Source organism: Streptomyces sp. NPDC031497 (assembly GCF_055580905.1).
Window position 1 is genome coordinate 156,529 of record NZ_JBVIKO010000007.1, and the last position, 24,460, is coordinate 180,988.

General features: G+C 68.0%; 24 protein-coding genes and 2 tRNA genes. 14 read left to right on the top strand and 12 right to left on the bottom strand.

All coding sequences use genetic code 11. From position 1 onward, the window contains the following. Positions 1-220 precede the first annotated feature (220 nt). Complete coding sequence (locus ACZ5K7_RS16700) at positions 221-1,432, bottom strand: alkaline phosphatase (RefSeq protein ID WP_351696273.1); 1,212 nt, start codon at positions 1,430-1,432, stop codon at positions 221-223. Positions 1,433-1,773: 341 nt separating this feature from the next. Here ACZ5K7_RS16700 and ACZ5K7_RS16705 point away from each other — a divergent pair, with 341 nt between their 5' ends. Together ACZ5K7_RS16705 and ACZ5K7_RS16710 are read left to right on the top strand one after the other, a co-directional pair. Further along, positions 1,774-1,959, top strand: coding sequence for a hypothetical protein (locus ACZ5K7_RS16705; protein ID WP_468914179.1), 186 nt, complete (start codon positions 1,774-1,776; stop codon positions 1,957-1,959). Between the two features lie 170 nt (positions 1,960-2,129). After that, positions 2,130-2,717 carry a TetR family transcriptional regulator gene (locus ACZ5K7_RS16710; RefSeq protein ID WP_351695962.1) on the top strand — a complete coding sequence of 196 codons (588 nt, stop codon included), beginning with the start codon at positions 2,130-2,132 and terminating at the stop codon, positions 2,715-2,717. A 411-nt stretch (positions 2,718-3,128) separates the two neighbouring features. On the opposite strand, the gene ACZ5K7_RS16715 is transcribed toward ACZ5K7_RS16710, so the two are convergent. Next, a tRNA-Leu gene (locus ACZ5K7_RS16715) sits at positions 3,129-3,212 on the bottom strand. A gap of 407 nt (positions 3,213-3,619) precedes the next feature. On the opposite strand from ACZ5K7_RS16715, the gene ACZ5K7_RS16720 reads away from it, so the two are divergent. From ACZ5K7_RS16720 to ACZ5K7_RS16750, 7 genes are all read left to right on the top strand, one after another. Next, a complete protein-coding gene (locus ACZ5K7_RS16720; RefSeq protein ID WP_351695958.1) occupies positions 3,620-4,504 on the top strand; it encodes a DUF3662 and FHA domain-containing protein in 885 nt (294 codons plus the stop codon). Positions 4,505-4,514: 10 nt separating this feature from the next. After that, the gene (locus ACZ5K7_RS16725; RefSeq protein WP_351695956.1) at positions 4,515-5,039 is read left to right on the top strand and encodes an FHA domain-containing protein FhaB/FipA; all 525 of its coding nucleotides are present in this window, start codon (positions 4,515-4,517) and stop codon (positions 5,037-5,039) included. Positions 5,040-5,137: 98 nt separating this feature from the next. After that, positions 5,138-6,703, top strand: coding sequence for a Stp1/IreP family PP2C-type Ser/Thr phosphatase (locus ACZ5K7_RS16730; protein WP_351696272.1), 1,566 nt, complete (start codon positions 5,138-5,140; stop codon positions 6,701-6,703). Between the two features lie 27 nt (positions 6,704-6,730). Next, positions 6,731-8,170, top strand: a complete 1,440-nt coding sequence (locus ACZ5K7_RS16735) for an FtsW/RodA/SpoVE family cell cycle protein (protein WP_351695954.1) — start codon at positions 6,731-6,733, stop codon at positions 8,168-8,170. Then, a complete protein-coding gene (locus tag ACZ5K7_RS16740; RefSeq protein ID WP_351695952.1) occupies positions 8,167-9,651 on the top strand; it encodes a peptidoglycan D,D-transpeptidase FtsI family protein in 1,485 nt (494 codons plus the stop codon). Before ACZ5K7_RS16735 ends, ACZ5K7_RS16740 begins: the two co-directional genes overlap by 4 nt. A gap of 169 nt (positions 9,652-9,820) precedes the next feature. Continuing rightward, positions 9,821-11,800, top strand: a complete 1,980-nt coding sequence (gene pknB, locus ACZ5K7_RS16745) for a Stk1 family PASTA domain-containing Ser/Thr kinase (protein ID WP_468914186.1) — start codon at positions 9,821-9,823, stop codon at positions 11,798-11,800. 186 nt (positions 11,801-11,986) lie between these two features. Next, a complete protein-coding gene (locus tag ACZ5K7_RS16750; protein ID WP_468914188.1) occupies positions 11,987-12,394 on the top strand; it encodes a hypothetical protein in 408 nt (135 codons plus the stop codon). 185 nt (positions 12,395-12,579) lie between these two features. Here ACZ5K7_RS16750 and ACZ5K7_RS16755 read toward each other — a convergent pair whose 3' ends face one another. The 6 genes from ACZ5K7_RS16755 to ACZ5K7_RS16780 are packed head-to-tail and all read right to left on the bottom strand — an operon-like array spanning position 12,580 to position 16,704. After that, the gene (locus ACZ5K7_RS16755) at positions 12,580-13,329 is read right to left on the bottom strand and encodes a class E sortase (RefSeq protein ID WP_351695942.1); all 750 of its coding nucleotides are present in this window, start codon (positions 13,327-13,329) and stop codon (positions 12,580-12,582) included. 19 nt (positions 13,330-13,348) lie between these two features. Then, positions 13,349-14,359 (bottom strand): class E sortase, encoded by a 1,011-nt coding sequence (locus ACZ5K7_RS16760; protein ID WP_351695940.1) that lies wholly within the window; start codon positions 14,357-14,359, stop codon positions 13,349-13,351. Continuing rightward, complete coding sequence (locus ACZ5K7_RS16765) at positions 14,356-14,994, bottom strand: aminodeoxychorismate/anthranilate synthase component II (RefSeq protein WP_351695937.1); 639 nt, start codon at positions 14,992-14,994, stop codon at positions 14,356-14,358. Before ACZ5K7_RS16765 ends, ACZ5K7_RS16760 begins: the two co-directional genes overlap by 4 nt. After that, positions 14,991-15,152 carry a hypothetical protein gene (locus ACZ5K7_RS16770; protein ID WP_351695935.1) on the bottom strand — a complete coding sequence of 54 codons (162 nt, stop codon included), beginning with the start codon at positions 15,150-15,152 and terminating at the stop codon, positions 14,991-14,993. Before ACZ5K7_RS16770 ends, ACZ5K7_RS16765 begins: the two co-directional genes overlap by 4 nt. 52 nt (positions 15,153-15,204) lie before the next feature. After that, on the bottom strand, positions 15,205-15,888 hold the full coding sequence (locus ACZ5K7_RS16775; RefSeq protein ID WP_468914193.1) for a class E sortase: 684 nt from the start codon (positions 15,886-15,888) through the stop codon (positions 15,205-15,207). A gap of 27 nt (positions 15,889-15,915) precedes the next feature. Continuing rightward, positions 15,916-16,704: a DUF881 domain-containing protein gene (locus ACZ5K7_RS16780; protein WP_468914196.1), complete on the bottom strand. Its 789-nt coding sequence runs from the start codon at positions 16,702-16,704 to the stop codon at positions 15,916-15,918. Positions 16,705-16,856: 152 nt separating this feature from the next. Here ACZ5K7_RS16780 and crgA point away from each other — a divergent pair, with 152 nt between their 5' ends. Continuing rightward, complete coding sequence (crgA, locus tag ACZ5K7_RS16785) at positions 16,857-17,111, top strand: cell division protein CrgA (RefSeq protein WP_351695929.1); 255 nt, start codon at positions 16,857-16,859, stop codon at positions 17,109-17,111. 299 nt (positions 17,112-17,410) lie between these two features. Here crgA and ACZ5K7_RS16790 read toward each other — a convergent pair whose 3' ends face one another. Both ACZ5K7_RS16790 and ACZ5K7_RS16795 read right to left on the bottom strand, forming a co-directional pair. Continuing rightward, entirely contained in the window at positions 17,411-18,310 is a 900-nt protein-coding gene (locus ACZ5K7_RS16790) for a rhomboid family intramembrane serine protease (RefSeq protein WP_351695926.1), read from the bottom strand. A 124-nt stretch (positions 18,311-18,434) separates the two neighbouring features. Further along, complete coding sequence (locus ACZ5K7_RS16795) at positions 18,435-18,968, bottom strand: peptidylprolyl isomerase (protein WP_351695924.1); 534 nt, start codon at positions 18,966-18,968, stop codon at positions 18,435-18,437. Positions 18,969-19,338: 370 nt separating this feature from the next. On the opposite strand from ACZ5K7_RS16795, the gene ACZ5K7_RS16800 reads away from it, so the two are divergent. Then, positions 19,339-20,034 carry a DUF5324 family protein gene (locus ACZ5K7_RS16800; RefSeq protein ID WP_351695922.1) on the top strand — a complete coding sequence of 232 codons (696 nt, stop codon included), beginning with the start codon at positions 19,339-19,341 and terminating at the stop codon, positions 20,032-20,034. A gap of 103 nt (positions 20,035-20,137) precedes the next feature. Here the strand turns inward: ACZ5K7_RS16800 and ACZ5K7_RS16805 are convergent, their stop codons facing one another. Continuing rightward, positions 20,138-21,124, bottom strand: a complete 987-nt coding sequence (locus ACZ5K7_RS16805; protein ID WP_468914503.1) for an endonuclease/exonuclease/phosphatase family protein — start codon at positions 21,122-21,124, stop codon at positions 20,138-20,140. Between the two features lie 399 nt (positions 21,125-21,523). Between ACZ5K7_RS16805 and ACZ5K7_RS16810 the strand changes: the two genes are divergently transcribed. Continuing rightward, a complete protein-coding gene (locus ACZ5K7_RS16810; RefSeq protein ID WP_351695918.1) occupies positions 21,524-22,219 on the top strand; it encodes a response regulator transcription factor in 696 nt (231 codons plus the stop codon). Next, complete coding sequence (locus ACZ5K7_RS16815) at positions 22,212-23,294, top strand: sensor histidine kinase (RefSeq protein WP_468914202.1); 1,083 nt, start codon at positions 22,212-22,214, stop codon at positions 23,292-23,294. Before ACZ5K7_RS16810 ends, ACZ5K7_RS16815 begins: the two co-directional genes overlap by 8 nt. A 286-nt stretch (positions 23,295-23,580) precedes the next feature. Here ACZ5K7_RS16815 and ACZ5K7_RS16820 read toward each other — a convergent pair. After that, positions 23,581-23,653 (bottom strand) — tRNA-Ala (locus tag ACZ5K7_RS16820). Positions 23,654-23,837: 184 nt separating this feature from the next. On the opposite strand from ACZ5K7_RS16820, the gene ACZ5K7_RS16825 reads away from it, so the two are divergent. Next, entirely contained in the window at positions 23,838-24,386 is a 549-nt protein-coding gene (locus tag ACZ5K7_RS16825; RefSeq protein WP_046727633.1) for a helix-turn-helix domain-containing protein, read from the top strand. Positions 24,387-24,460: the final 74 nt, after the last annotated feature.

Here is a 24,460-nt window from a genome sequence, read left to right on the forward strand (position 1 = left end):
ACCACCCGCCCGCCCGCCCCCGTGAACCACAACGACACAGCAAAAGGGCCCATCGTGATCACGATGGGCCCTTTGCCCCTGTTCTGTTCTGTGGGGAACCGACGAAATGCGCTGATCAGGGCCTGAAGTGCTCGGTCAGCAAGCGCTTCCCGTGCACATCAGGAACATTTCCCACAGGGCGGACGACGCCCTTCTGCCCCCAAGTCGGTTAGCGCGTCGTTCAGCGGCGCGTCAGGGCCTGGCGCAGCACGTCGTACACGTAGGTGTTGGCGTGCTTGCCGGTGAAGCGGTCGGACAGCGGGCCGGCCGCGGTCACGGGGACGTCCACACCGGTGTGGCCGGACGTGGTCCAGTCGATGTAGAAGCTCTTCTCGCTGCCGCGGATGCTGAAGGGACCGTCCTCGGCGGAGATGCCGGTGCCGGACTCGTCAGCGGCGTCCGAGTCCTCGACGGCCAGGCCACCGGTCTCGTGGTCGCCGGTGACGACCAACAGGGTGTCGGGGTGGGTGGCGACGTAGGCACGGGCCACGGCCACCGCCTTCTCGAGCTCCTGCATGGACTGCAGGACGCGGGTGCCGTTGTTCGAGTGGGCGAACTCGTCGACACCCTCTTCCTCGACCATGAGGAAGAAGCCCTTCTTGTTCTTGTCCAGCGTGCCCAGGGCCTTGCTGGTCATGGTGGAGAGACCGACCACCGGGCTGTACACGTCGCCCTGGCCCTCAGCGCGCTGCTGGAACATCTCCTCGTTGGCGAAGAGACCGAGGAGCTTGCCGCCCTTGGCCCGGCTGAGCTGGTCCGCGTCGGAGACGTAGGAGTAACCGGCCTTCTTGGCCTTGGCGATGAGGTTGCCCTTGGTGCCCTTGCTCGCCTCGGACGGATCCTCGGCGGGCTGGTCCTTGAACGCGCCGGCGCTGCCCGCGGGCAGCCACCAGTCCTCGCCACCGCCCAGGATGACGTCGGGCTTGCTGACCTCGATGTACTGGCGGGCGATCTCGTCCTGCGCCGAACGGTTGGCGGTGTTCGCGAAGAACGCCGCCGGCGACGCGTCGGTGACCTGCGCGGTGGTGACCAGGCCGGTGGCCTTGCCGGCCGCCTTGGCCTGCTGGCCGAGGGTGGCCAGCGGGTTGCCGTCCACGTCGACACTGATCGCGCCGTTGTAGGTCTTCTCGCCCGTGGCCCACGCGGTCGCCGCGGCGGCCGAGTCGGTGACGACGGCCTTGGGGTCGTCCGGCTCGGTGGTCAGCTGGCCCGAGGTGGGGAGCTTGTCCATCGCGAGCTGACCGCCCAGGCCGGCCAGGTGCAGGCGGGCGGCCTGGCGCGTGGCAGCGCCCATGCCGTCGCCGTTGATGAAGATGACGTTCTTGGCGGTCGGGGTCTTGGCCGAGGCGTGCGGAGCCGAGGCCGACGCGCCCAGCGTCGGGTTGACCACCATCGTCACGACCGCAGCGGCGACTGCGGCGGCTGCGGGAGCGGCGAACCGCCGAGCCCTACGAACATCCAGGGACACAACGTCCTCCGTTACTGTTCTTGCCCATTACTTGACCGCGAACATAAGTTCCCTTTGGGGGATGTTGACCAAGAACAGATGACCAGTACGCAACGAGATCTCCAGCGGGAGGTAAAGGCGCAGGCCCCGCACTTGTTCGGACAGGTCACACGAGGACGGACTCCGCCCCCCGCCTGCCGCACGCCGCTGGGGGTCCGATGGCGGGACACAGCAGGCAACGCACACTGCCCCCTCAAGGCGCGCTCCCGGCGCCCTACAAAGCGGAGTTGCGCTCGTTCGCGCAGCACGCCTTCGTCTCCGGTATGACGGTCACCATGTGGATCTGCGCCATGGTGTGCCTGGCCGGTGCACTGCTTTCGGGGTTGTTCCTGCCGCGGCAATCGCCGAAGGCCACGCCAGAGGAGGCGGATGAGCCGGCGGAAGCCAGGGCGATCGTCCCGGACGGGCGATGAGGAAATGCCAATGTCTCTCATTTTCGTATGAATGTCTCTTGAGATGGGCCTCTCGCTTGAGAGGCCCTGTCTGTCTCCGTAACCTGCTTGCGTCGGCGCCGTGGCTGTGCCGCGACTGTGCCGCACCCATGAGCGCGGACAAGAGCCACGCTTCAGGAAGGTGAATGCCCATGACAGCCCGGCCCGGTCTGCGGGAGAGGAAGAAGGCCAAGACCCGCCGCCTCTTGCAGCAGGAGGCCCTCCGCCTCTTCCTGGAGCAGGGGTACGACAGCACCACTGTCGAGCAGATCTGCGACGCGGTCGACATCTCACCGAGCACGTTCTTCCGCTACTTCCCGACGAAGGAAGACGTGATCTTCACAGACGACTACGACCCGTTCGTGGAGGAGGCGATCACCGGACGGGATCCGTCGGAGCCGATTCCTGACGTGGTGCGTGCAACGCTCTTCGACCTACTTGAGCAGCGAATCAGCCAGGACCGGGAAACCATGCTGGCACGCCTGAAGCTGGCCTCGCGGGTGCAACCCCTGCGGGCACGCATGTGGCAGCAGCAGGAAGGACGGGTGGCCCACACAGCGGCGCTGCTCGCCAATCGCGCCGACAAGGATGCCAACGCGTACGAGGTCAGGCTGACAGCGGCCGTTCTCATCGCGGTGATCACCGAAACGCTCATGTTCTGGGCGGAGCACGACGGCGAGCCCGACCTCACAGATCTCTTCAGCCGGGCGCTGGATCGCCTGGGCGGGCTCAGCCTCTGACAGTGGGGACCCAGGCGAGCGCCGTGGATCCCCGGCCATCCTGCCGCCTTCCAGCTCGCCCACGCCAACCTCCGCAAGCTCGCCACCTGGGCCGACGCCATCGCCCTGAACGGAGACCGGCCGCGGCGCCGTCCGACCCGACGCCGCAAGACCAAGCCGATCGGCACCTGGACGTCCGAGGGCTACCTCACCCAGCCCTGAGACCTTCCTCACAGGGAACTCCAGCGACCACATCACCGAAGATCCAAAACGCAACGCGGACCGCTGATGGCCAACCAGGCCCTCGACGGTCCGCTCCGGCATGCCAGAGACGAGTCTCACAGCACACACAAAGAGGAACGGGCGGCATCGTGATCACGATGCCGCCCGTTCCGTCGGTGCAACTAGAGCACTTTCGTCGGTGCTCCTCTGTGCGCGAGGGGGGAGTTGAACCCCCACGCCCTTGCGGGCACTGGAACCTGAATCCAGCGCGTCTGCCTATTCCGCCACCCGCGCATTGGGTGTGTCCTCCGGTCCCGGCCTCTGTTTCCTTCGGCCCGGCGCCTTCCGACACGCAGAACACTAGCACGTGGGAGGGGGTGGGTTCACATCCCTTGTCTCCGGGCAGCGCTCACCTGACGCTCACGTACCGAGCAGTCGGCGTTCACGTATCAACCTCGTACCGGTCCAGGCCATCTGCCCAGGAGACGGATCAGGTGCACAGTCAGGTGCGGGACACTGGTGATGGGCCACCTCTACGATCCTTGGCAGAAGAAGCGCCGATCCTTGACAGGAAGAAGCGTGCCGAGGAGTTCGAAGGGGGGCCGCTGGGGGAACCGGCTGATTGCCGGGCGCGTAGATACGATCAGTGAGTAGTAGCGGTAAGGCAAGCCGTACGGGCAACGCGACAGAGGAGGTGCCCTGTGGGAGTCCTGAAGAAGTTCGAGCAGCGTCTCGAAGGTCTGGTCAACGGCACCTTCGCGAAGGTGTTCAAGTCCGAGGTCCAGCCCGTGGAGATCGCCGGTGCGCTGCAGCGCGAGTGCGACAACAACGCGACCATCTGGAACCGCGACCGGACCGTCGTACCCAATGACTTCATCGTCGAGCTGAGCGCTCCCGACTTCGAGCGGCTCAGCCCCTACTCCGGACAGCTCGGCGACGAACTCGCCGGGATGGTCCGCGACTACGCCAAGCAGCAGCGTTACACCTTCATGGGGCCGATCAAGGTCAACCTGGAGAAGGCCGAGGACCTGGACACCGGCCTGTACCGGGTGCGCAGCCGCACCCTCGCCTCCTCCAGCAACCAGCAGGCCGCCCCGGAGCGCGCGCCCGCGGCCGGCGGCGCCCCGCAGCGATCGGGCGGCTACGGCTACCCGCAGTCCGCCGCGGCCCCGCCCATGCCGAGCGCACCGCCCCCCGGCGCCCCGCAGCGCCCCGGCGGCTACGGCTACCCGCAGCCGGCCCAGCCCGCCGCCCAGCGGCCCGCAGGGCCCTCCGGGCCGGTCGGCGCCCCGGCGCCCGGCGCCCGTACCCGCTACTGGATCGAGATCAACGGCACCCGCCATCAGATCTCCCGCGCGACGCTCGTGCTGGGCCGCAGCACCGAGGCCGACGTGCGGATCGACGACCCCGGCGTCTCCCGCCGGCACTGCGAGATCCGGACCGGAACGCCCTCGACGATCCAGGATCTCGGGTCCACCAACGGCATCGTGGTGGACGGGCAGCACACCACCCGCGCTACGCTCCGCGACGGCTCGCGGATCGTCGTGGGCAGCAGCACCATCATTTACCGGCAAGCCGAAGGGTGAAGCGGGGGCAATGTCAGAGCTGACCCTCACGGTCATGCGGCTGGGTTTCCTGGCCGTACTGTGGCTGTTCGTGATCGTGGCCGTGCAGGTCATCCGCAGCGACCTGTTCGGGACGCGCGTCACCCAGCGCGGATCGCGTAGGGAAGAAAGCCGTCGGCAGCAGCCCGCCGCCCGGCAGCAGACCGCGCCACCGCAGCAGCGCGGCCAGCAGCCGGCCGCGGGCGGCGGCCGACGCCGCAACGCCCCCAGCAAGCTCGTCGTCTCCGAGGGCACGCTCACGGGTACGACGGTCGCGCTCCAGGGACAGACCATCACCCTGGGCCGTGCCCACGACTCCACGATCGTGCTGGACGACGACTACGCCTCCAGCCGCCATGCCAGGATCTACCCGGACCGCGACGGCCAGTGGATCGTCGAGGACCTCGGGTCCACGAACGGCACGTACCTGGACCGGTCCCGCCTGACGACTCCCACACCGATCCCGCTGGGCGCGCCGATCCGCATCGGCAAAACCGTCATCGAGCTGCGGAAGTAGTGCTACATCATGGATAGGCGCGAGCGGAGCGAGCACGCAGCGGCGGACCTGACGCCGGCCCGTTGCGCGCTCCCGACCGGAGGGTGGGCACCGTGCGGATGTACCCGGAGCCGACAGGCGAGGTGCGCATGAGTCTGTCACTGCGCTTCGCCGCCGGATCGCACAAAGGCATGATCCGCGAGGGCAACGAGGACTCCGGTTACGCCGGTCCCCGCCTGCTCGCCATCGCCGACGGCATGGGCGGCCAGGCCGCCGGTGAGGTCGCCTCCTCCGAGGTGATCTCCACCCTGGTCACGCTCGACGACGACGTGCCCGGCTCCGACATCCTCACCTCCCTCGGCCACGCCGTGCAGCGTGCCAACGACCAGCTGCGCGCCATGGTCGAGGAGGACCCGCAGCTGGAGGGCATGGGGACCACCCTCACCGCCCTGCTGTGGACCGGCCAGCGGCTCGGCCTGGTACACGTCGGCGACTCGCGCGCGTATCTGCTGCGGGACGGGCTGCTCACGCAGATCACCCAGGACCACACCTGGGTGCAGCGGCTCGTCGACGAGGGCCGGATCACCGAGGAAGAGGCCACCACCCACCCGCAGCGCTCGCTGCTGATGCGCGCGCTGGGCAGCGGCGACCACGTCGAGCCCGACCTGTCCATCCGCGAGGTGCGCGCGGGTGACCGTTATCTCATCTGCTCCGACGGGCTCTCCGGGGTCGTCTCCCACCAGACCCTGGAGGAGACCCTCGCCAGCTACCAGGGACCCCAGGAGACCGTGCAGGAGCTGATCCAGCTCGCACTGCGCGGCGGCGGCCCCGACAACATCACGGTCATCATCGCCGACGTCCTCGACCTGGACACCGGAGACACCCTCGCCGGGCAGCTCTCCGACACCCCGGTCGTGGTCGGCGCCGTCGCCGAGAACCAGCACCACCTGCACGACAACGGCTTCATGCAGACCCCGGCCGGCCGTGCCGCGAACCTCGGCCGCCAGGTGCCCGGCCAGGGCGGGGGCGGCGAGTTCGGCCCGCCCGGCTCCGGCGACACCACCGGATACGTCCCGGCCGGCAGCTTCGGCGACTACACCGACGACGACTTCGTCAAGCCCCGCAAGGGCCGCAGGTGGCTGAAGAGATCCTTCTACAGCATCCTCGCCCTCGCCGTGATCGGCGGGGGCCTGTACGGCGGCTACCGCTGGACGCAGACCCAGTACTACGTCGGCGCCAACGGCACGCACGTCGCGCTGTACCAGGGCATCAGCCAGGACCTGGCCTGGGTGTCGCTCTCGAAGGTGGAGAAGGACCACCCCGAGATCGAACTCAAGTACCTGCCGCCCTACCAGCAGAAGCAGGTCAAGGCCACCATCGCCGAGGGCGGTCTCCCGGACGCCCAGTCGAAGGTCCAGGAACTGGCCGTGCAGGCCTCCGCCTGCAAGAAGGAGTCGGAGCGCACCGCGTCCGAGTCCAAGACCAACTCCAAGACCGGCCAGGGCGAGGCCGGAGGCACCACGGGAACCACCAAGACCTCTCTCACGTCCAAGGCCTCGCCAAGCCCTACGAACTCGGCGTCCCCCTCGGCGTCATCGTCCCCGTCCCCCTCAGCGACCCCCAGCCCCGGCCCCACCCTCTCGGAGGATGAGCAGAAGGTCGTCTCGCTGTGCGGTAAGCAATAGGCAAGCCGTGAGAGGCCCCGTCACACGATGAGCAGTACTACCAACACGTCGACGAACCACACGTCCACCATCGGCTCCATCGGCACCCCGAGCCGACGCAACACCGAGCTCGCGCTGCTGGTGTTCGCCGTCGCCATCCCGGTGTTCGCCTACGCCAACGTGGGCCTGGCCATCAACGACAAGGTCCCCGCCGGACTGCTGAGCTACGGCCTGGGCCTCGGCCTCCTGGCCGGCGTCGCCCACCTCGCCGTACGCAAGTTCGCCCCGTACGCGGACCCGCTGCTGCTGCCCCTGGCCACCCTGCTGAACGGGCTCGGGCTCGTCGTCATCTGGCGGCTCGACCAGTCCAAGCTGCTTCAGTCGATCAAGCAGGCGGGCACCGCGGCACCGCGCCAGCTGCTGTACACCGCGATGGGCATCGCACTGTTCATCGTCGTGCTGATCTTCCTCAAGGATCACCGCGCCCTGCAGCGCTACACCTACATCTCCATGGTCGGCGCGCTCTTCCTGCTGCTGCTGCCGCTGGTACCGGGCCTCGGCCAGAACATCTACGGCGCCAAGATCTGGATCTCCGTCGCCGGCTTCTCCATCCAGCCCGGTGAGTTCGCCAAGATCGTCCTCGCGGTGTTCTTCGCCGGCTACCTGATGGTCAAGCGCGACGCGCTCGCCCTCGCCAGCCGCCGCGTCATGGGCCTGTACCTGCCCCGCGGCCGCGACCTCGGCCCGATCCTGGTCGTCTGGTTCATCTCGATCCTGATCCTGGTCTTCGAGACCGACCTCGGCACCTCGCTGCTGTTCTTCGGAATGTTCGTCATCATGCTGTACGTCGCCACCGAGCGGACCAGCTGGATCGTCTTCGGTCTGCTGATGTCGGGGGCCGGCGCGGTCGGCGTGGCCAGCTTCGAACCGCACGTCCAGCAGCGCGTCCAGGCCTGGCTCGACCCGATGAAGGAGTTCACCCTCAGCCGCCAGGGCGTCGCCGGCCACTCCGAGCAGGCGATGCAGGCCCTGTGGGCGTTCGGCTCCGGCGGCACCCTCGGCACCGGCCTCGGCCAGGGCCACTCCGAACTCATCCGGTTCGCCGCCAACTCCGACTTCATCCTCGCCACCTTCGGCGAGGAACTGGGCCTGGCCGGCATCATGGCGCTCCTGCTGATCTACGGCCTGATCGTGGAACGCGGCGTACGCACCGCCCTCGCCGCCCGCGACCCGTTCGGCAAGCTGCTCGCCATCGGCCTCTCCGGCGCCTTCGCCCTCCAGGTGTTCGTCGTCTCCGGCGGTGTCATGGGCCTCATCCCGCTGACCGGTATGACCATGCCGTTCCTCGCGTACGGCGGCTCCTCCGTGATCGCCAACTGGGCCCTGATCGGCATCCTGATCCGCATCAGCGACACCGCCCGGCGCCCGGCCCCCGCCCCTGCCGCCAACCCCGACGCCGAGATGACCCAGGTGGTCCGTCCCTCATGAACAAGCCCCTGCGCCGGATCGCGATCTTCTGCGGCCTCCTGGTCCTCACCCTGCTGCTGCGCGACAACTGGCTCCAGTACGTCAAGGCCGACACCCTGCGCGAGGACACCGCCAACCGCCGGGTCACCATCGCCCGCTACTCCACCGCGCGCGGCGACATCATCGTCGACGGCAATCCGATCACCGGGTCCACCGCGTCCAGTTCCTCGGGCCTGAACGACCTGAAGTACAAGCGCACCTACAAGAACGGCCCCATGTGGGCCCCGGTCACCGGCTACGCCTCCCAGGCCTTCGGCGCCAACCAGCTGGAGTCCCTCGAGGACGGCATCCTCACCGGCAACGACGACCGGCTCTTCTTCCGCAACACCCTCGACATGATCACGGGCAAGCAGAAGCAGGGCGGCAACGTCGTCACCACCCTCAACGCGGCCGCCCAGAACGCCGCGTACAACGGGCTGAAGAAGCAGGGCGGCAAGGGCGCGGTCGTCGCCCTCGACCCCTCCACGGGCAAGATCCTGGCCCTCGCCTCCTACCCGTCGTACGACCCCTCGGCCTTCGCCGGCACCTCGGACACCGACGCCGAGGCCTGGAAGAAGCTGCAGAAGAAGTACAACCCCAACGACCCGATGCTGAACCGGGCGCTGCGCGAGACCTACCCGCCGGGCTCCACCTTCAAGGTGGTCACCGCCGCGGCCGCGCTCCAGAACGGGCTGTACACCTCCGCCGACGAGGCCACGAAGTCCCCGCTGCCGTACGTCATGCCGGGCACCACCACCGAGCTGAAGAACGAGGGCAGCATCCCCTGCAAGAACGCGACCATGCGGATCGCGCTGCGGTACTCCTGCAACACCGTCTTCGGCAAGATCGGCGCCGACCTCGGCAACGACAAGATGCTCGCCGAGGCCAAGAAGTTCGGCTTCGACGAGGAACAGTTCACCCCGGTCCGCTCCAGCGCCTCGGTCTTCTCCGACAACATGAACCAGTCGCAGACCGCGCTGTCCTCGATCGGCCAGTTCAACACCGCCGCCACCCCGCTGCAGATGGCCATGGTCGCCTCCGCGGTCGCCAACGACGGCAAGCTGATGAAGCCGTACATGATCGACAAGCTGCAGACGTCGGGCGTCGACACCATCTCCCAGACCGACCCGCAGGAACTGAGCGAGCCGCTGTCCTCCTCCAACGCCCAGGTCCTCCAGTCCATGATGGAGACGGTCGTCAAGGACGGCACCGGCAAGAACGCGCAGATCAACGGCGTCACCGTGGGCGGCAAGACCGGTACCGCCCAGCACGGCGTGGAGAACAGCGAGAACCCGTACGCCTGGTTCATCTCGTACGCCAAGCTCCCCGACGGCAGCAAGCCGGTCGCGGTCGCCGTGGTGATCGAGGACGACCAGGCCAACCGTGACGACATCTCCGGCGGCGGCCTCGCGGCCCCGATCGCGAAGAGCGTGATGGAGGCGGTCATCAACTCCAAGAAGTGACCCCGCTCACGTCCCCTTCACATCGGTGCACGTTGACATACCGGTCCTGTATCGGGTTACGGGCTTGGCCAGGTCACACAAACACAGCCGGGTACGGTAGGCCCGGACGGCAGCCTCCGACCGCACACCCGTGCCGGTCGGGACCGACGGAGAGGGCTGGTAGGGAACTATGGAAGAGCCGCGTCGCCTAGGCGGCCGGTACGAGCTGGGCCACGTGCTCGGCCGTGGTGGCATGGCGGAGGTCTACCTCGCGCATGACACCCGGCTCGGCCGCACGGTGGCGGTGAAGACGCTGCGAGCGGACCTCGCGCGCGACCCGTCCTTCCAGGCCCGGTTCCGCCGGGAGGCCCAGTCGGCCGCCTCGCTCAACCATCCCGCGATCGTCGCGGTCTACGACACGGGCGAGGACTACATCGACGGGGTCTCGATCCCGTACATCGTCATGGAGTACGTAGACGGTTCGACGCTCCGCGAGCTGCTGCACTCCGGCCGCAAGCTGCTGCCCGAGCGCGCGATGGAAATGACCATCGGCATCCTCCAGGGCCTGGAGTACGCGCACCGCAGCGGCATCGTCCACCGTGACATCAAGCCGGCGAACGTCATGCTCACGCGCAACGGCCAGGTCAAGGTCATGGACTTCGGCATCGCCCGCGCCATGGGCGACTCCGGCATGACCATGACCCAGACGGCCGCGGTCATCGGCACGGCCCAGTACCTCTCCCCGGAGCAGGCGAAGGGCGAGCAGGTCGACGCCCGCTCGGACCTCTACTCGACGGGCTGCCTGCTCTACGAGCTGCTGACGGTACGACCCCCGTTCGTCGGCGACAGCCCGGTGGCCGTCGCCTACCAGCACGTCCGCGAGGAACCGCAGCCCCCGTCGGTGTTCGACCCCGAGATCACGCCCGAGATGGACGCCATTGTCCTGAAGGCCCTGGTCAAGGACCCGAACTACCGCTACCAGTCGGCCGACGAGATGCGCGCCGACATCGAGGCGTGCCTCGACGGCCAGCCGGTCGCCGCCACCGCGGCGATGGGCTCGGTGGGCTACGGCTACCCGGACGACCAGGCGACCACCGCGCTGCGCTCCGACGCCGGCGCGACCACCATGCTCCCGCCGATGAACCCGGACGACGGCGGCTACGGCTACGACGAACGCCCGGACCGACGCCGCCAGCAGAAGAAGAACAACACCTCCACAATTCTGCTCGTGGTCGCCGGCATCCTGGTGCTGGTCGGCTCCATCCTGATCGGGAAATGGGTGGTCAGCGGGAACGGCGCGGACAAGCCCTTCGCCGCCCCGAACTTCGTCGGCCACACCTACGCGGACGCGCAGAAGATGGCCGTGAATTCGGGCCTGAAGCTGGGGACACCGACCAAGAAGGCCTGCGACAACGCCCCCAAGGGCAGCGTCTGCTCCCAGGACCCGGCGGCCACCTCGGACGTCAACAAGGGCGACACGATCACGCTGGTGGTGTCCACGGGTTCGCCGAAGATCGCGGTGCCCGACGTCCAGGGTCTGACCTTCGACAAGGCGGAGGAACAGCTCACCGCCAAGGGCTTCAAGGTCGAGAAGAAGACCCAGGTCTCCGAACAGACCGCGGGAGTCGTCATCGGCCAGGACCCCGTGGGCGACTCGGAGCGGGAGAAGGGCACCACGATCACCCTCACGGTCGCCAAGGCCGAGGAGAAGTCGACCGTCCCCGACGCCAGCGGCAAAAGCTGCGACGAGGCCAAGGCCCTGATGACGGCCGCCGGCCTGACCGGCAACTGCACCCAGGTGGACACCACCGACCCCAACCTGGTCAACAAGGTCGTCTCGACCGACCCGCAGCCCGGCGATCAGGTCAAGAAGAACACCGCGGTGAACATCCAGATCGGCCAGGCCAAGCAGCAGACGGCCGTGCCGGAGGTACGGGGTCAGACCGTGAGCCAGGCCAAGCAGACCCTGCAGGCGGCCGGCTTCACCAAGATCCAGTTCAACGGCAACTCCAGCGACGACGCGATCGTCACCAACGAGGACCCGCAGCCCAACACCGGCGTCGACGACCCGGGCAACACGACGATCACCCTCACCACGGTCGGCGGCAACAACAACAACGGCGGGAACAACAACGGCGGTACCAACTTCTTCGGCGGTACCGACGGCTGACCCCGCTCCCGTTCAGCGGAGCCCCGGCGCCCCTCCTCCCGGAAGGACGTCGGGGCTTCGTCTTGCCCACCACAGCCGCACGTACCTTCCCCACTCGCTCGCTCGTGCCTTCCTTCATCCCGACGCGTTGATCGGATGGGGTGGGGTGCGCGTGCTCTGCCCTGAACCCGACAGAAGGGCAGAACCATGATCAACGAATCAGCACTGCTGGAATCGAAGAGCCTGCGCGACAGCGTGCTGGAGCGCACCGACGTCCTCGACAAAGTGAAGGCTCTGTCGCTGCTGCCGGACGGGATGCATGTGACTACGGCGATGGTGGCGGTGTACTTCGAAGTCGCCGAAACTGTGATCAACAACCTGCTCAGCCGTCATCGGCAGGAGCTTGAGTCCAGCGGGCTACGCGTGCTCCGCGGCCCTGAACTACGCGAGTTTAAGGAACTCAACTTGAGTTCCTATGGTGGACCACAGCCCCGCTCCAGCCTGGCTCTCTTCTCCCGCCGAGCCGTCCTCAACGTCGCCATGCTCCTCCGCGACAGCGAAGTCGCACGTCAGGTGCGTGTGTGGCCACGTGCCCCTTCACTCCGGAGGCACTGAGCATCGCCGCCGAAGCCGGGATCACCGCCGTACACCGCGGGGCGCTGGAGGACTGGAGTGCCGGCGAACCGCTGAAGGTTCTGGAGTAGGCGGGACGCGACACACAGAGGCCCGAAGTCGCAAGAGCAAGTTGCGGCTTCGGGCCTCCGCCATGCTAGGTGACCGAGCTCCTGCAAGGAGCTCAGTCAGCTCAGCTCCTTCGGCGGAGTCCGCTCGCTGTCCACCTTCTGCACGCGGACCAACTCGCCCCACACCACGTACCGGTACCGGCTTGTGTACACCGGTGTGCAGGTCGTCAGGGTGATGTAGTGGCCCGGCTTGGTCTTGCCGGACTCCTTGGGGACCTGGGAGAGGACCTTGACGTTGTACTTCGAGGTCTCCGGGAGGATGTCGTAGACCTTGTAGACGTACCAGTCGTCCCGCGTCTCGAAGACGACCGGGTCACCGACCTTCACCTTGTCGATGTTGTGGAACTTCGCGCCGTGGCCGTCGCGGTGGGCGGCGAGGGTGAAGTTGCCGGTCTTGCCGGTGGTGGGGAGCGTGGCCTTGGCCGGGTCGGTGTAGTAGCCGGCCACCCCGTCGTTCAGGACGTCCGTCGACGTGCCCTTCTCGACCAGCACCTCGCCGTTCTTCATGGACGGCACGTGCAGGAAGCCGATGCCGTTCTTCGTGTTCAGCGCACCCGGGCCGGTGTCCTGCTGGGCCCAGGTGTCACGGACCTTGTCGCCCTCCCGGTCCGCCTTGCGGTCCGCGACGACGTTCGTCCACCACAGCGAGTAGACGACGAACAGGCCCAGCACCAGGCCCGCCGTGATGAGGAGTTCGCCGAAGACGCTGACCGCCATCGCGATCGGGCCGATCGGCCGACGGCCTGGCGCGGGCGCCCCGTCCGGCGCGTCGGTCTGCTCTTCGGTGTCGTCGGCGGTCGCTGCCACTGTTCCTCTGCCTCTGCCCTTACTCGACGAGCGCGTCTGGCTTGCCCTTGCTGCGCGGGCGTTCCTCGACCATCTTGCCCCACACGATCAACCGGTACTTGCTGGTGAACTCCGGTGTGCAGGTGGTCAGGGTGATGTACCGGCCCGCCTTGGTGAAACCCGAACCCTTCGGAATCGGGTTCAGCACACTCACGTTGCTCGGCGACGTCACCGGCAGCATCGACGTCACCTTGTACACGAAGTACTCGTCCTGTGTCTCGACGACGACCGAGTCACCGGCAACCAGCCTGTTGATGTACCGGAACGGCTCACCGTGCGTGTTGCGGTGCGCGGCGAGGCCGAAGTTGCCGGTCTTGTCCTGCGGCATCGCGGTCTTCAGCACACCCTCGCCGTAGTGGCCGACCATGCCCTTGTCGAGAACCTTCTTGTTGCTGACGCCCTCGGCGATCGGCGCCTCCACATCCAGCTTGGGGATGTGCAGGATGGCGAAACCCTGACCCGGCTCGAAGACACCCGGGGCCCGCTTGCCGCTCGCCCAGTCCTGCTGGAGGCTGCTGGTCTCCTTGCCCGCCTGGGCATGGGCACGGACGTTCGTCCACCACAGCTGGTAGGTGACGAACAGCAGCATCAGCACACCGGTGGTGATGAACACCTCGCCTATCGCCCGGCTCGCCATGACAGCCGGGCTCGGCTTGCGCAACCGCGCCTGCCGACGGGCCTCGACCCGGGAGAGCGGCCGCCCCGACGGGCTGTTCTCCGACGGCGCCGCCTCCGACGCGCCGCCATGACGGCCACCGCGCCGCTTGGCTGCCTTTCTGCGGGCCGCACGGCCGCCGCCTGGGAGTCCAGGGGCAGAAGAGGCTGCCGTGCCCGCAGAAGCCGATATAGGCGGCGGATCGGGGATCCGCAGCGCCACGGTCTCCTCGTCGACCGGCGGCAGATACGCCGTCTCCCCGAGCGCACTCGATCCCCCGTACGACTGACCCCCGTACGAGGTATCGGTCTCGCGCTCGGGGCGCAGGGCGGTCACGCCGTGGCCCTGCCCACCACCGGGGCGAGCCCCGCCGACCTCGCCACGGCCCCCTGGTCACCGCACGCCACCAGCCAGTTGGCCAGCATCCGGTGCCCGTGCTCGGTCAGCACCGACTCGGGATGGAACTGCACTCCCTCGACCGGGAGTTCACGGTGCCTGAGGCCCATGATGATCCCGTCGTGGGTGCGGGCCGTGACCTCCAGCTCCGCCGGCACGGTGGCCGGCTCGGCGGCGAGCGAGTGATAACGGGTCGCGGTGAACGGGCTCGGCAGCCCGGCGAAGACCCCCCTGCCCTCGTGCTCGACCAGCGACGTCTTACCGTGCAGCAGCTCCGGCGCCCGGTCCACCACACCGCCGTACGCCACCTGCATCGACTGCATGCCGAGGCAGACACCGAAGACGGGCACCCCGGTCGAGGCGCAGTGGCGGACCATGTCCACGCACACGCCCGCCTCCTCCGGCGTGCCGGGCCCGGGCGACAGCAGAACACCGTCGAAGCCGTCCTGGGCGTGCGCCGTCGACACCTCGTCGTTGCGCAGCACCTCACACTCGGCGCCCAGCTGGTACAGGTACTGGACCAGGTTGAAGACGAAGCTGTCGTAGTTGTCGACGACGAGAATCCGTGCGCTCACTGGTTGTCCACCGTCACATCGTTGAAGGGCAGCAGTGGTTCGGCCCAGGGGAAGACGTACTGGAAGAGGACATAGACCACGGCCAGGACCAGCACGAGTGCGATCAACGCCCTCACCCACGCACTGCCCGGCAGATGCCGCCAGATCCAGCCGTACATGCCGTCCCTTCCGTTCCACCACGGCACCAGAATCCCGCCGTACTGCACCAGACTAACGGCGCAGCGCCTTGGGTTTGCCTGCCTCCACAGGCTGTGTGGAGTCCAGATGCGCCCAGACGATCAGCCGATGACTGTGCCCCCATTCCGGATCGCACGTGGTCAGCGTGAGATAGCGGCCTGGACGCGTATACCCCGACTTACGTGGCACAGGGTCGATCACTTCAACGTCCGTCGGAACTGTTTTGTAGGGGCCTTTGTCGATCCGGTACGTGAACCAGGTCGTACCGTCCGTCAGCACGATCGCATCGCCCCTGCGCAGCTTCGGGAAGTCCAGGAACGGGTCGCCGTACGTGCGCCGATGGCCGGCGACCGCGAAGTTGCCCTCCTGGCCCAGCCGGGCGGTACGGGCGTAGTGGGCGAGGCCCTTCTTCAGCACATCGGTGCCGGTGCCCTCCAGCACCGGTTTGTTCCACGTGAAACCGAACCGAGGGATGTACATGATCGCGAAAGGCCTGCCGTAGTGGTACGCGGCCGGCTCGGCAGGGGCGGCGGACGCCTTGGCAGTGGGGTGCACCGTGGCGCTGTCCGACCACTGGCGCTGTAACTGGTCGATCTGGTCATGCATCACGCCGTCGGCCTTCACACCGGTCCAGAACAGCACATACACGACGAAGAGGACTGTGAGCGTACCGAGGGTGATGCAGAGCTCGCTGACGGTTCTGACGATCACGCGCACCGGCGGCTCCAGAAGACGACGAGCTGCTTACCCCACAGGCTTCGCGTAGTGCAGATCCACTGTGCCCGAGTAGCCCGGCAGAGTCACCGTCCCGTCCTCGGTGACTTTCCAGCCGAGGCCGTACACGTTGACGTACACCATGTAGTTCTGGATCGCCTCGGAGCCCGCCAGCGCCTGCTGCATCTTCGCCGGGTCCCCCACCGCCTGGATCTTGTACGGCGGTGAGTACACCCGGCCCTGGAGGATCAGGGTGTTGCCGACACAGCGCACGGCGCTGGTGGAGATCAGCCGCTGGTCCATGACCTTGATGCCCTGGGCGCCGCCCTGCCACAGCGCGTTCACCACGGCCTGCAGATCCTGCTGGTGGATGACCAGGTAGTCGGGCTGCGGCTCGGGGTAGCCGGGAAGCTTGGCCGTGGCGTTCGGCGGGGCGTCGTTCAGCGTGACGGTGATCGCGTCGCCGGTGAGCTTCTGGGTCCCCGCGGCCTTCTCCAGCCCGGAGATCTCGTCGTCGTCGGCCTTGCTGGAGCCGTCGTCGCGCTCGGCCAGCTTCTCGTTCTGCTCGCGCGAGCCCGCGTTGGACTCGTCCAGCTCCTTGTTCTTGCGGCTGCGCTCCTGGATCAGGTCGGACAGCTTCAGCAGATTGTCGTCCGAGCGGATGTCGGTGCCCTTGGCCGTGTTGAAGCTGGTGAAGAAGAGAAGACCGGCCAGCGCGAAGACGGCGACGGTCAGAATCCGCACCGGACGGAAGCCATCCTTGCGGACCGGGTCCGCACCCGTTGATCCGGTCGCGTTGGAGTCGGCAGAATTGCTCAACGTACCCTTATCTCCTTCGGCGCCGCGGAAGCACTACGCTAACGGACGCCCGGGGGAGCGGTCAGTGCGCCCTTACTGTCCCCTTGTACGCTGCTCCGAGCCCGACCCAGTTACCTGCGCGGCCACGCAGCGCATCGACAGGAGAGACCCTCGTGCCGAAGTCACGTATCCGCAAGAAGGCCGACTACACGCCGCCCCCGGCGAAGCAGGCGACCACCCTCAAACTGAACAGTCGCGGCTGGGTCGCACCGGTCATGCTGGCCATGTTCCTCATCGGACTGGCCTGGATCGTCGTCTTCTATGTGACCGACGGTTCGCTGCCCATCGACAGCCTCGACAACTGGAACATCGTCGTGGGCTTCGGCTTCATCGCGGCCGGCTTCGGCGTCTCCACACAGTGGAAGTAGCTCTGCCCAGGGCTGTTCGCTGAGTTATCCACAGGCCTGATCCGCTGTCCACACCCTCCTGGGGAAAAGACGACGATCTGTGGATAACCCATCGGGCGTTGACGCCGGTACGACTACCACAACGCCCGCCGCAAGGCTGTTCGCCCCCTGCCTGACCTGCGCGAACGCAGGTGAGTGACAGGGGGCGCAGTTGTGCGGGAACGCTATGCACAAGATCCGCCACCGACTGTGGACAACGGTTCGGTATCGGTGCGGCGAGCCGCCGTGAACAGGCGAACAGGGCGCCGGGCGAGCCCGGGTCAGGTGAGCTGGGCGGTCCTGACGACCGTCAGGACGAGCGCCGCCACCAGGACCAGCGCGCAGGTGCCGTACTGGATGAGGTTCCGCCGCTCGCGCGGGGCGTGCACCATCGCGTACCCGGTGACGACACCGGCGACCAGTCCGCCGATATGGGCCTGCCAGGCGATTCCGCCGCTGAAGGTGAAGATGAGGTTGATGACCAGCAGGGCGATGATCGGCCGCATGTCGTAGTTGAGCCGGCGGATGAGTACCGCGGTCGCGCCGAAGAGGCCGAAGATCGCGCCGGAGGCACCGAGCGAGGGCTGGTTCTGGGCGGCGAGCAGGTAGGTGAAGGCGCTGCCGGCCAGGCCGGAGACGAAGTAGAGCGTGATGTACCGGGCGCGCCCGAGGGCGGTCTCCAGGGGGCCGCCGATCCACCACAGGCTGAGCATGTTGAACGCGATGTGCATGGGGTTCGAGCTGTCATGCAGGAACATCGCGGTGAGCAGCCGGTAGTACTGGCCCTGTGCGACGCCTTCGATGTCGCCGTACTGCGGGAACCAGGCCTGGCCGATCAGATCGAAGCGGTTGGTGAAGCTGTCTCCGACGGAGAGCTGGACCAGGAAGACGGCGATGTTGACGCCGATCAGGATCTTGGTGAGCAGCCGTGGGTCGGCGGTGACGGTGCCGCCGGCGATGGTGCGTGGGCGGGTGTCGGCCGGGGGCGGGCCGCTCTGGCCTGTGGTGGTGCCGCGGACGCACTCGGGGCACTGGAATCCCACAGAGGCGCTGACCATGCACTCGGGGCAGATGGGGCGTTCGCAGCGGGTGCAGCGCACGCCCGTCTCCCGGTCCGGGTGCCGGTAGCACATGGGCAGGCTGTGAGCGTCCTGCGCGCTGCCTGCCGCCTGGTCCTCCATGGGGTCCCCTCGCTCGTCGTGGGCAATGCTCTGCCCCGCACATCCTTACGGACGAGCGGGGCGTTTGGTTCCCTTCGGGCGCCTCCTTTTGGGCGCTTCCCTCGGGGCGTCTCCCTCTGCCGGATCAGCTCGCGCGCTTCTCGACGACGACCGTCTCGACGACGACGTCGTTCTCGGGGCGCTTGTTCGGTCCGCTGACGGTGACGGAGGCGATCTTGTCCACGATCTTCTGGCTGTCCGCGTCGACGACCTCGCCGAAGATGGTGTGCTTGCGGTTGAGGTGGGGCGCGGGGTTGACCGTGATGAAGAACTGGGAGCCGTTGGTGCGGGGGCCGGCATTGGCCATGGCCAGCAGGTAGGGGCGGTCGAAGCGGAGGTCGGGGTGGAACTCGTCCTCGAACTTGTAGCCGGGGCCGCCGATGCCGGTGCCGACCGGGTCGCCGCCCTGGATCATGAAGCCGCTGATCACCCGGTGGAAGACGGTGCCATCGTAGATCGGGTCGGTGGAGACCGTGCCGGTGGCCGGGTGGGTCCACTCACGCTCGCCCTGCGCCAGTTCGACGAAGTTCTTGACGGTCTTCGGCGCGTGGTTCGGGAAGAGCCGGATCTCGATGTCGCCGAGGCTGGTCTTCAGGGTGGCGTAGAGCTGCTCGGCCACGGTCCGCCTTCCGTTGTGCTCTCGTGTGCTCGGGTGTTACCCGGTGCTGGGTTTGCCCGCCACGATCCTCGCACGGTACGGCGGCCCGGTGGCCCGCCTGCGGCCTCCTGGCACGGATCCTCACGAATCGCTTGCGGAAACCCGGCGGAGTCCTCAGAACGAATCGCTTGCAGAAACCCGGCGGAGTCCTCAGATCCCCGCCGAGGCGGAGCGCTGGGCGCCGATCCGTGGCATTGTCGTCGACAAGCCCCTCTTAGTTCTGGTTGCACCCGTATGCCCGTCCTCGCGCGCCGCTTGGCCCGGGGACAGGCATGATCCCTAAAAGGGTGGATAGTCGAAATACCGTACGCCACCGAGGAGGAGGAAACCCGTGACCCGCAAAGAGAGCGTGCGCGCTGCGACCAGCTCGGCGAAGGACAGCGTGCGGCACGCAGCGGAAGTGGTGGCGCCCTACGCCGACACGGCCAAGGAGCGTGCCGCGTACTACGCGCAGGAGGCACGCGTACGGCTCGCGCCCGTAGTGTCGCAGGCCGCTGAACAGGCCCGCGTCCAGTACGACGCCCGTCTCGTGCCGCGTCTGGAGCAGGCGCGGACGCATGTGCCGCCGATGGTGGACCAGGCTGCGCACGACGCCGCCGATCTGACCCGTAAGGCGGCCCGGCAGGCCGCCGACTATTCACGTCCCAGGATCGAGCAGGCCGTGGCGGCGGCCGGGCCGGTCCGTGATGAGGCCTCGGCGCGGGGTGCCGCCGCGCTGGCCGCGCTGCGTGGCAATGTCTCGGCCGCGGAGATCGAGAAGCTGGCGCGCAGGAACGAGCGGCGTTCTGCGTACGGCCGTGCGTTCAAGGCGTTCGCCGTGTTCGGTGTGCTGGCGGGTGCCGCCTTCGTCGCGTGGAAGTGGTGGGACAAGCAGGCCAACCCGGACTGGCTGGTCGAGCCTCCCGCGGCCACGGAGGTTCCGGATTCGGGCCGTCTCGGTTCGGTGGACGGCAGTTCTCCGCTGCACCCCGAGGTCCAGGCCAAGGAGGCGGAGGAGCAGGCGTCCCGCGACGACAAGAAGCGCTGAACCCAGCGCGTTTCACGTGAAACAAGGACCCCCTCTGATCTGCGTATGCGCAGGTCGGAGGGGATTTGTCGGGCGCCTCGGAAGAAGCCGGCCGCACGTGTGTTCACCAGCTGATTCCGGCTGCCATCGGCAGGTGGTCGCTGCCGGTGGCGGGAAGTACCCACGAACTCCGCGGCCGCACGCCGCGGACGAGGATCTGGTCGATCCGCGCCACCGGGAACTTCGCCGGCCAACTGAAGCCGAAGCCGTCGCCGGCCATGTCCTGGACGGAGCGCAGCTGCCCGGTGAGGCCGGCGAACGCGCGGTCGTCCAGCGTGCCGTTCAGGTCGCCGAGCAGGACCACCCGCGCGTTCCGGTCGGCGGCGACGGCCGCGGCGACGGCCTGCGCGCCGGCGTCCCGCTGGGCCGTCGAAAAGCCCGTACCGGGAACCACCCGTACGGACCCCAGGTGGACCACGTACACCGCCAGCGGCCCGTGATCCGTGGCCACCGTGGTCCGCAGGCCCCGGTTGTAGCCCATCTTGACGTCGGCCGGCTTGGTGTCCGCCAGCGGCCCCGCGTCCATCTTGACGTCGACCGGCCGGGTGTCCGACAGCGGCAGCCTGCTCCACAGCCCGACCGTGCCCTGCACCGTGTGGTACCGGTATGCCTTCGCCAGCCCCTTCTCGTACATGCCCGTGGCCTGCTTGGTCAGCTCCTCCAGGGCCAGCACGTCCGCACCGGAGGCGGCCAGGTCACGGGCGGTGCCGGCCGGGTCGGGGTTGCCGGCGTCGACGTTGTGGCTGACCACGACGAGGTCACTGCCCGGGTGGGACTTGTCGCCGAGCAGCCCGCCGAAGAGGTTCAGCCACACCGTGACCGGCAGTAGCAGCGCGGCCGTCGCGGCGGCGGAGCGCCGCCACAGGGCCCCGGCCAGCAGCACAGGGACGAACAGGCCGAACCATGGCAGGAGGGTCTCCACCAGGCTGCCGAGGTGCCCGATCCGGTTCGGGATCTCGGCGTGCAGCAGCATGAGCAGGCCGAGGAGCAGCGCCAGCGCCGCGAGCACCGGGCCACGCTTCCAGGGCCCGGGTCGGGTGCCGCTACGGATCGCCCGCCGGATGCGCGTGCGCCAGGTCCCGGCGCCGGTGTCCTGGCGGATGGCCGCCCGCCAGGCTCTGGCGCCGGTGTCCCCGCGGATGACCGCCTGCCAGGCTCTGGCGCTGGTGTCCTGGCGGATGCCCGCGTGCCGGGTGACGGACACGGTGGCCGGGCGGCCGGGGCCGTCCTGCCCGCTCGCCGCTGTGTCCGCTGTGTCCGCCGCGTCCCCCGGGTTCGCCGGGTCCACTGGGTTCGCCGGGTCGATCTGCGTCATCGTCTGTCCTTGATCACTCCGGCGAAAGCCGGCCGTCTCTGACGTCGTGCCGCCAGTCAAGGCAGTGCGGTGTTCCCGGCACGTATGCGGTTTTCGATACGCCGACGATATGTACCGACTCTTAGCATCAAGGGCATGCGTGTGCTGGTTGTCGAGGACGAGCCCTTTCTGGCCGAGGCCATCCGCGACGGCCTGCGCCTGGCAGCGATCGCGGCGGACATCGCGGGTGACGGCGACACCGCTCTGGAACTGCTGGGCATCAACCGCTACGACATCGCCGTCCTCGACCGCGACATCCCCGGACCTTCCGGGGACGAGATCGCCACACGCATCGTCGCCTCCGGAAGCGGCATGCCGATCCTCATGCTCACCGCGGCCGACCGGCTCGACGACAAGGCCTCCGGTTTCGAACTCGGCGCCGACGACTACCTCACGAAACCGTTCGAACTCCAGGAACTCGTGCTCAGACTCAGGGCACTTGACCGCAGGCGTGCCCATCACCGGCCGCCCGTAAGGGACATCGCGGGTCTGCGTCTTGACCCGTTCCGCAGAGAGGTCTACCGGGACGGCCGCTACGTCGCGTTGACCAGGAAGCAGTTCGCGGTCCTCGAAGTCCTCGTCGCTGCCGAAGGCGGTGTCGTCAGCGCCGAAGAACTACTGGAACGCGCGTGGGACGAGAACGCCGACCCGTTCACCAACGCCGTGCGCATCACCGTCTCGGCGCTCCGCAAGCGTCTTGGCGAGCCCTGGGTCATCGCCACCGTGCCCGGCGTCGGCTACCGCATCGACACCCGGCCGGAGGCCGGGCACGAGGAGGGGGACCGTGGATAGAGCCCCTGGTCCGAGCGCTCGCCTCAAACTCACCCTCAGCTATGCCGGGTTCGTCATGGTGGCCGGCGCCCTGCTGCTGGCGGCGGTGTGGGTGTTCCTGAACCGTGTGCCCCACCCGGGGCTCATCTTCGAGCCCGACTACCGCTTGGCCGTCGTGCGCACCTTCGCCCCGACGGCCATCGCCGTACTGACGTTCCTGCTGGTGTTCGGTCTCGTGGGAGGGTGGATCCTCGCCGGCCGGATGCTCGCTCCCCTGACCCGCATCACGGACGCCACCCGGCTGGCCACGGACGGATCACTTTCCCACCGGATCCGGCTGCCGGGCCGCGAGGACGAGTTCCGTGAACTCGCCGACGCCTTCGACACGATGCTCGCGCGGCTCGAAGCGCACATCGCCGAACAGCAGAGATTCGCAGCCAACGCCTCTCACGAACTGCGCACCCCGCTGGCGATCTCGAAGACACTTCTCGACGTCGCCCGCACCGGTCCGAACCACGCCACCGGCGAAATCATCGACCGCCTGCACGCCGTCAACACCAGAGCGATCGACCTCACCGAGGCACTGCTCCTGCTCAGCCGTGCCGGCCAACGGTCCTTCACCCGAGAACGCGTCGATCTGTCCCTCATGGCGGAAGAGGCCACCGAAACGCTCCTCTCTTTCGCGGAGAAGAACGGCGTCACCATCGAGACCTCCGGCGAGATCACCCCCACGACCGGATCGCCGGCGCTGCTGCTCCAGCTGACCACGAACCTCGTGCACAACGCGATCGTCCACAACCTGCCCGCGCAGGGCACCGTGTGGGTCGATACCGGCGTGCGCCCCAGGACCGTGGTGCTCACCGTGGAAAACACCGGCCGAAGGATCACCCCCCAGCTGGCCTCGACACTTACCGAGCCGTTCCAGCGCGGCACCGAACGCGTACGCACCGACCACGCGGGCGTCGGCCTCGGCCTGGCCATCGTCAAGACCATCACCCGCGCCCACGACGGGACGCTCACCCTCACCCCCCGCGCCGACGGCGGGATGCGCGTCATCGTCGAACTGCCCGCGATATCCCCGCACACCGACAGGTGACGAGCGACGAGCCAGGGGATATCGAGTGCCGCCGCTCACGCCGGAACACCGGAAATAGACCCCGGCCTCCGGCGCCCGACCAGGACGCACAGCGGGGGCGCGAGGACGCGGTCGCTCACGTGACGTAGCCGCCCCGGCACATATGGTGCGCGCGGATCGCCGTCCGGGCATCGGCCCTCTGAACCCACGCTCCAGGCGGGAACTCCACACCGAGACCCTGCCGGAAAACCGGGACAAAAAGACCCCTCCGAACTGCGTTTCCGCAGTTCAGAGGGGTCAGATGCTGTGGAGCCTAGGGGAGTCGAACCCCTGACATCCGCCATGCAAAGACGGCGCTCTACCAACTGAGCTAAGGCCCCGTACGGGAAGCGGCCGGCCGAGCGAAAGGTCCGCTGGTCGGTGCCGGGGACCAGACTACCGGTTCACCCCCCGTACCTCACAAAAAGATTGGGGGTCCCCCCGGATGACCACGCTCCGTAAGATGCTCGACGAGGTTCGCTGTAGCGAACCGTGGATTTTTTGGGGAAGCGATGGGGAGACGCAATGGACGCCGCACAGCAGGAAGCCACCGCCAGAGCGCGGGAGCTGCAGCGGAACTGGTACGGAGAGCCGTTGGGGGCGCTCTTCCGTAAGCTCATCGACGACCTGGGGCTCAACCAGGCACGTCTCGCGGCGGTCCTCGGACTGTCCGCACCCATGCTGTCGCAGCTGATGAGCGGACAGCGGGCGAAGATCGGCAACCCGGCCGTGGTCCAGCGGGTGCAGCTGCTCCAGGACCTGGCGGCGCAGGTCGCGGACGGCAGCGTGAGCGCGGCCGAGGCGACCGAGCGGATGGACGAGATCAAGAAGTCCCAGGGGGGCTCGGTGCTCAGCAACACCACGCAGACGACGAGCGGTTCGGGAGCGCCCACGGTCAAGCGGGTGGTCCGCGAGATCCAGTCGCTGCTGCGTTCGGTGGCCGCCGCCGGTGACATCATCGACGCGGCGGACACGCTGGCTCCGACCCATCCGGAGCTTGCGGAGTTCCTCCGGGTCTACGGTGCCGGCCGCACCTCGGACGCGGTCACGCACTACCAGTCGCACCAGAGCTGAGTCACGGCCCGGTACACCGGAGGGGGTCCGGTGAACCGGGCGGGGCCCGGCCCTGGACGAGGGGGTCACGCGAG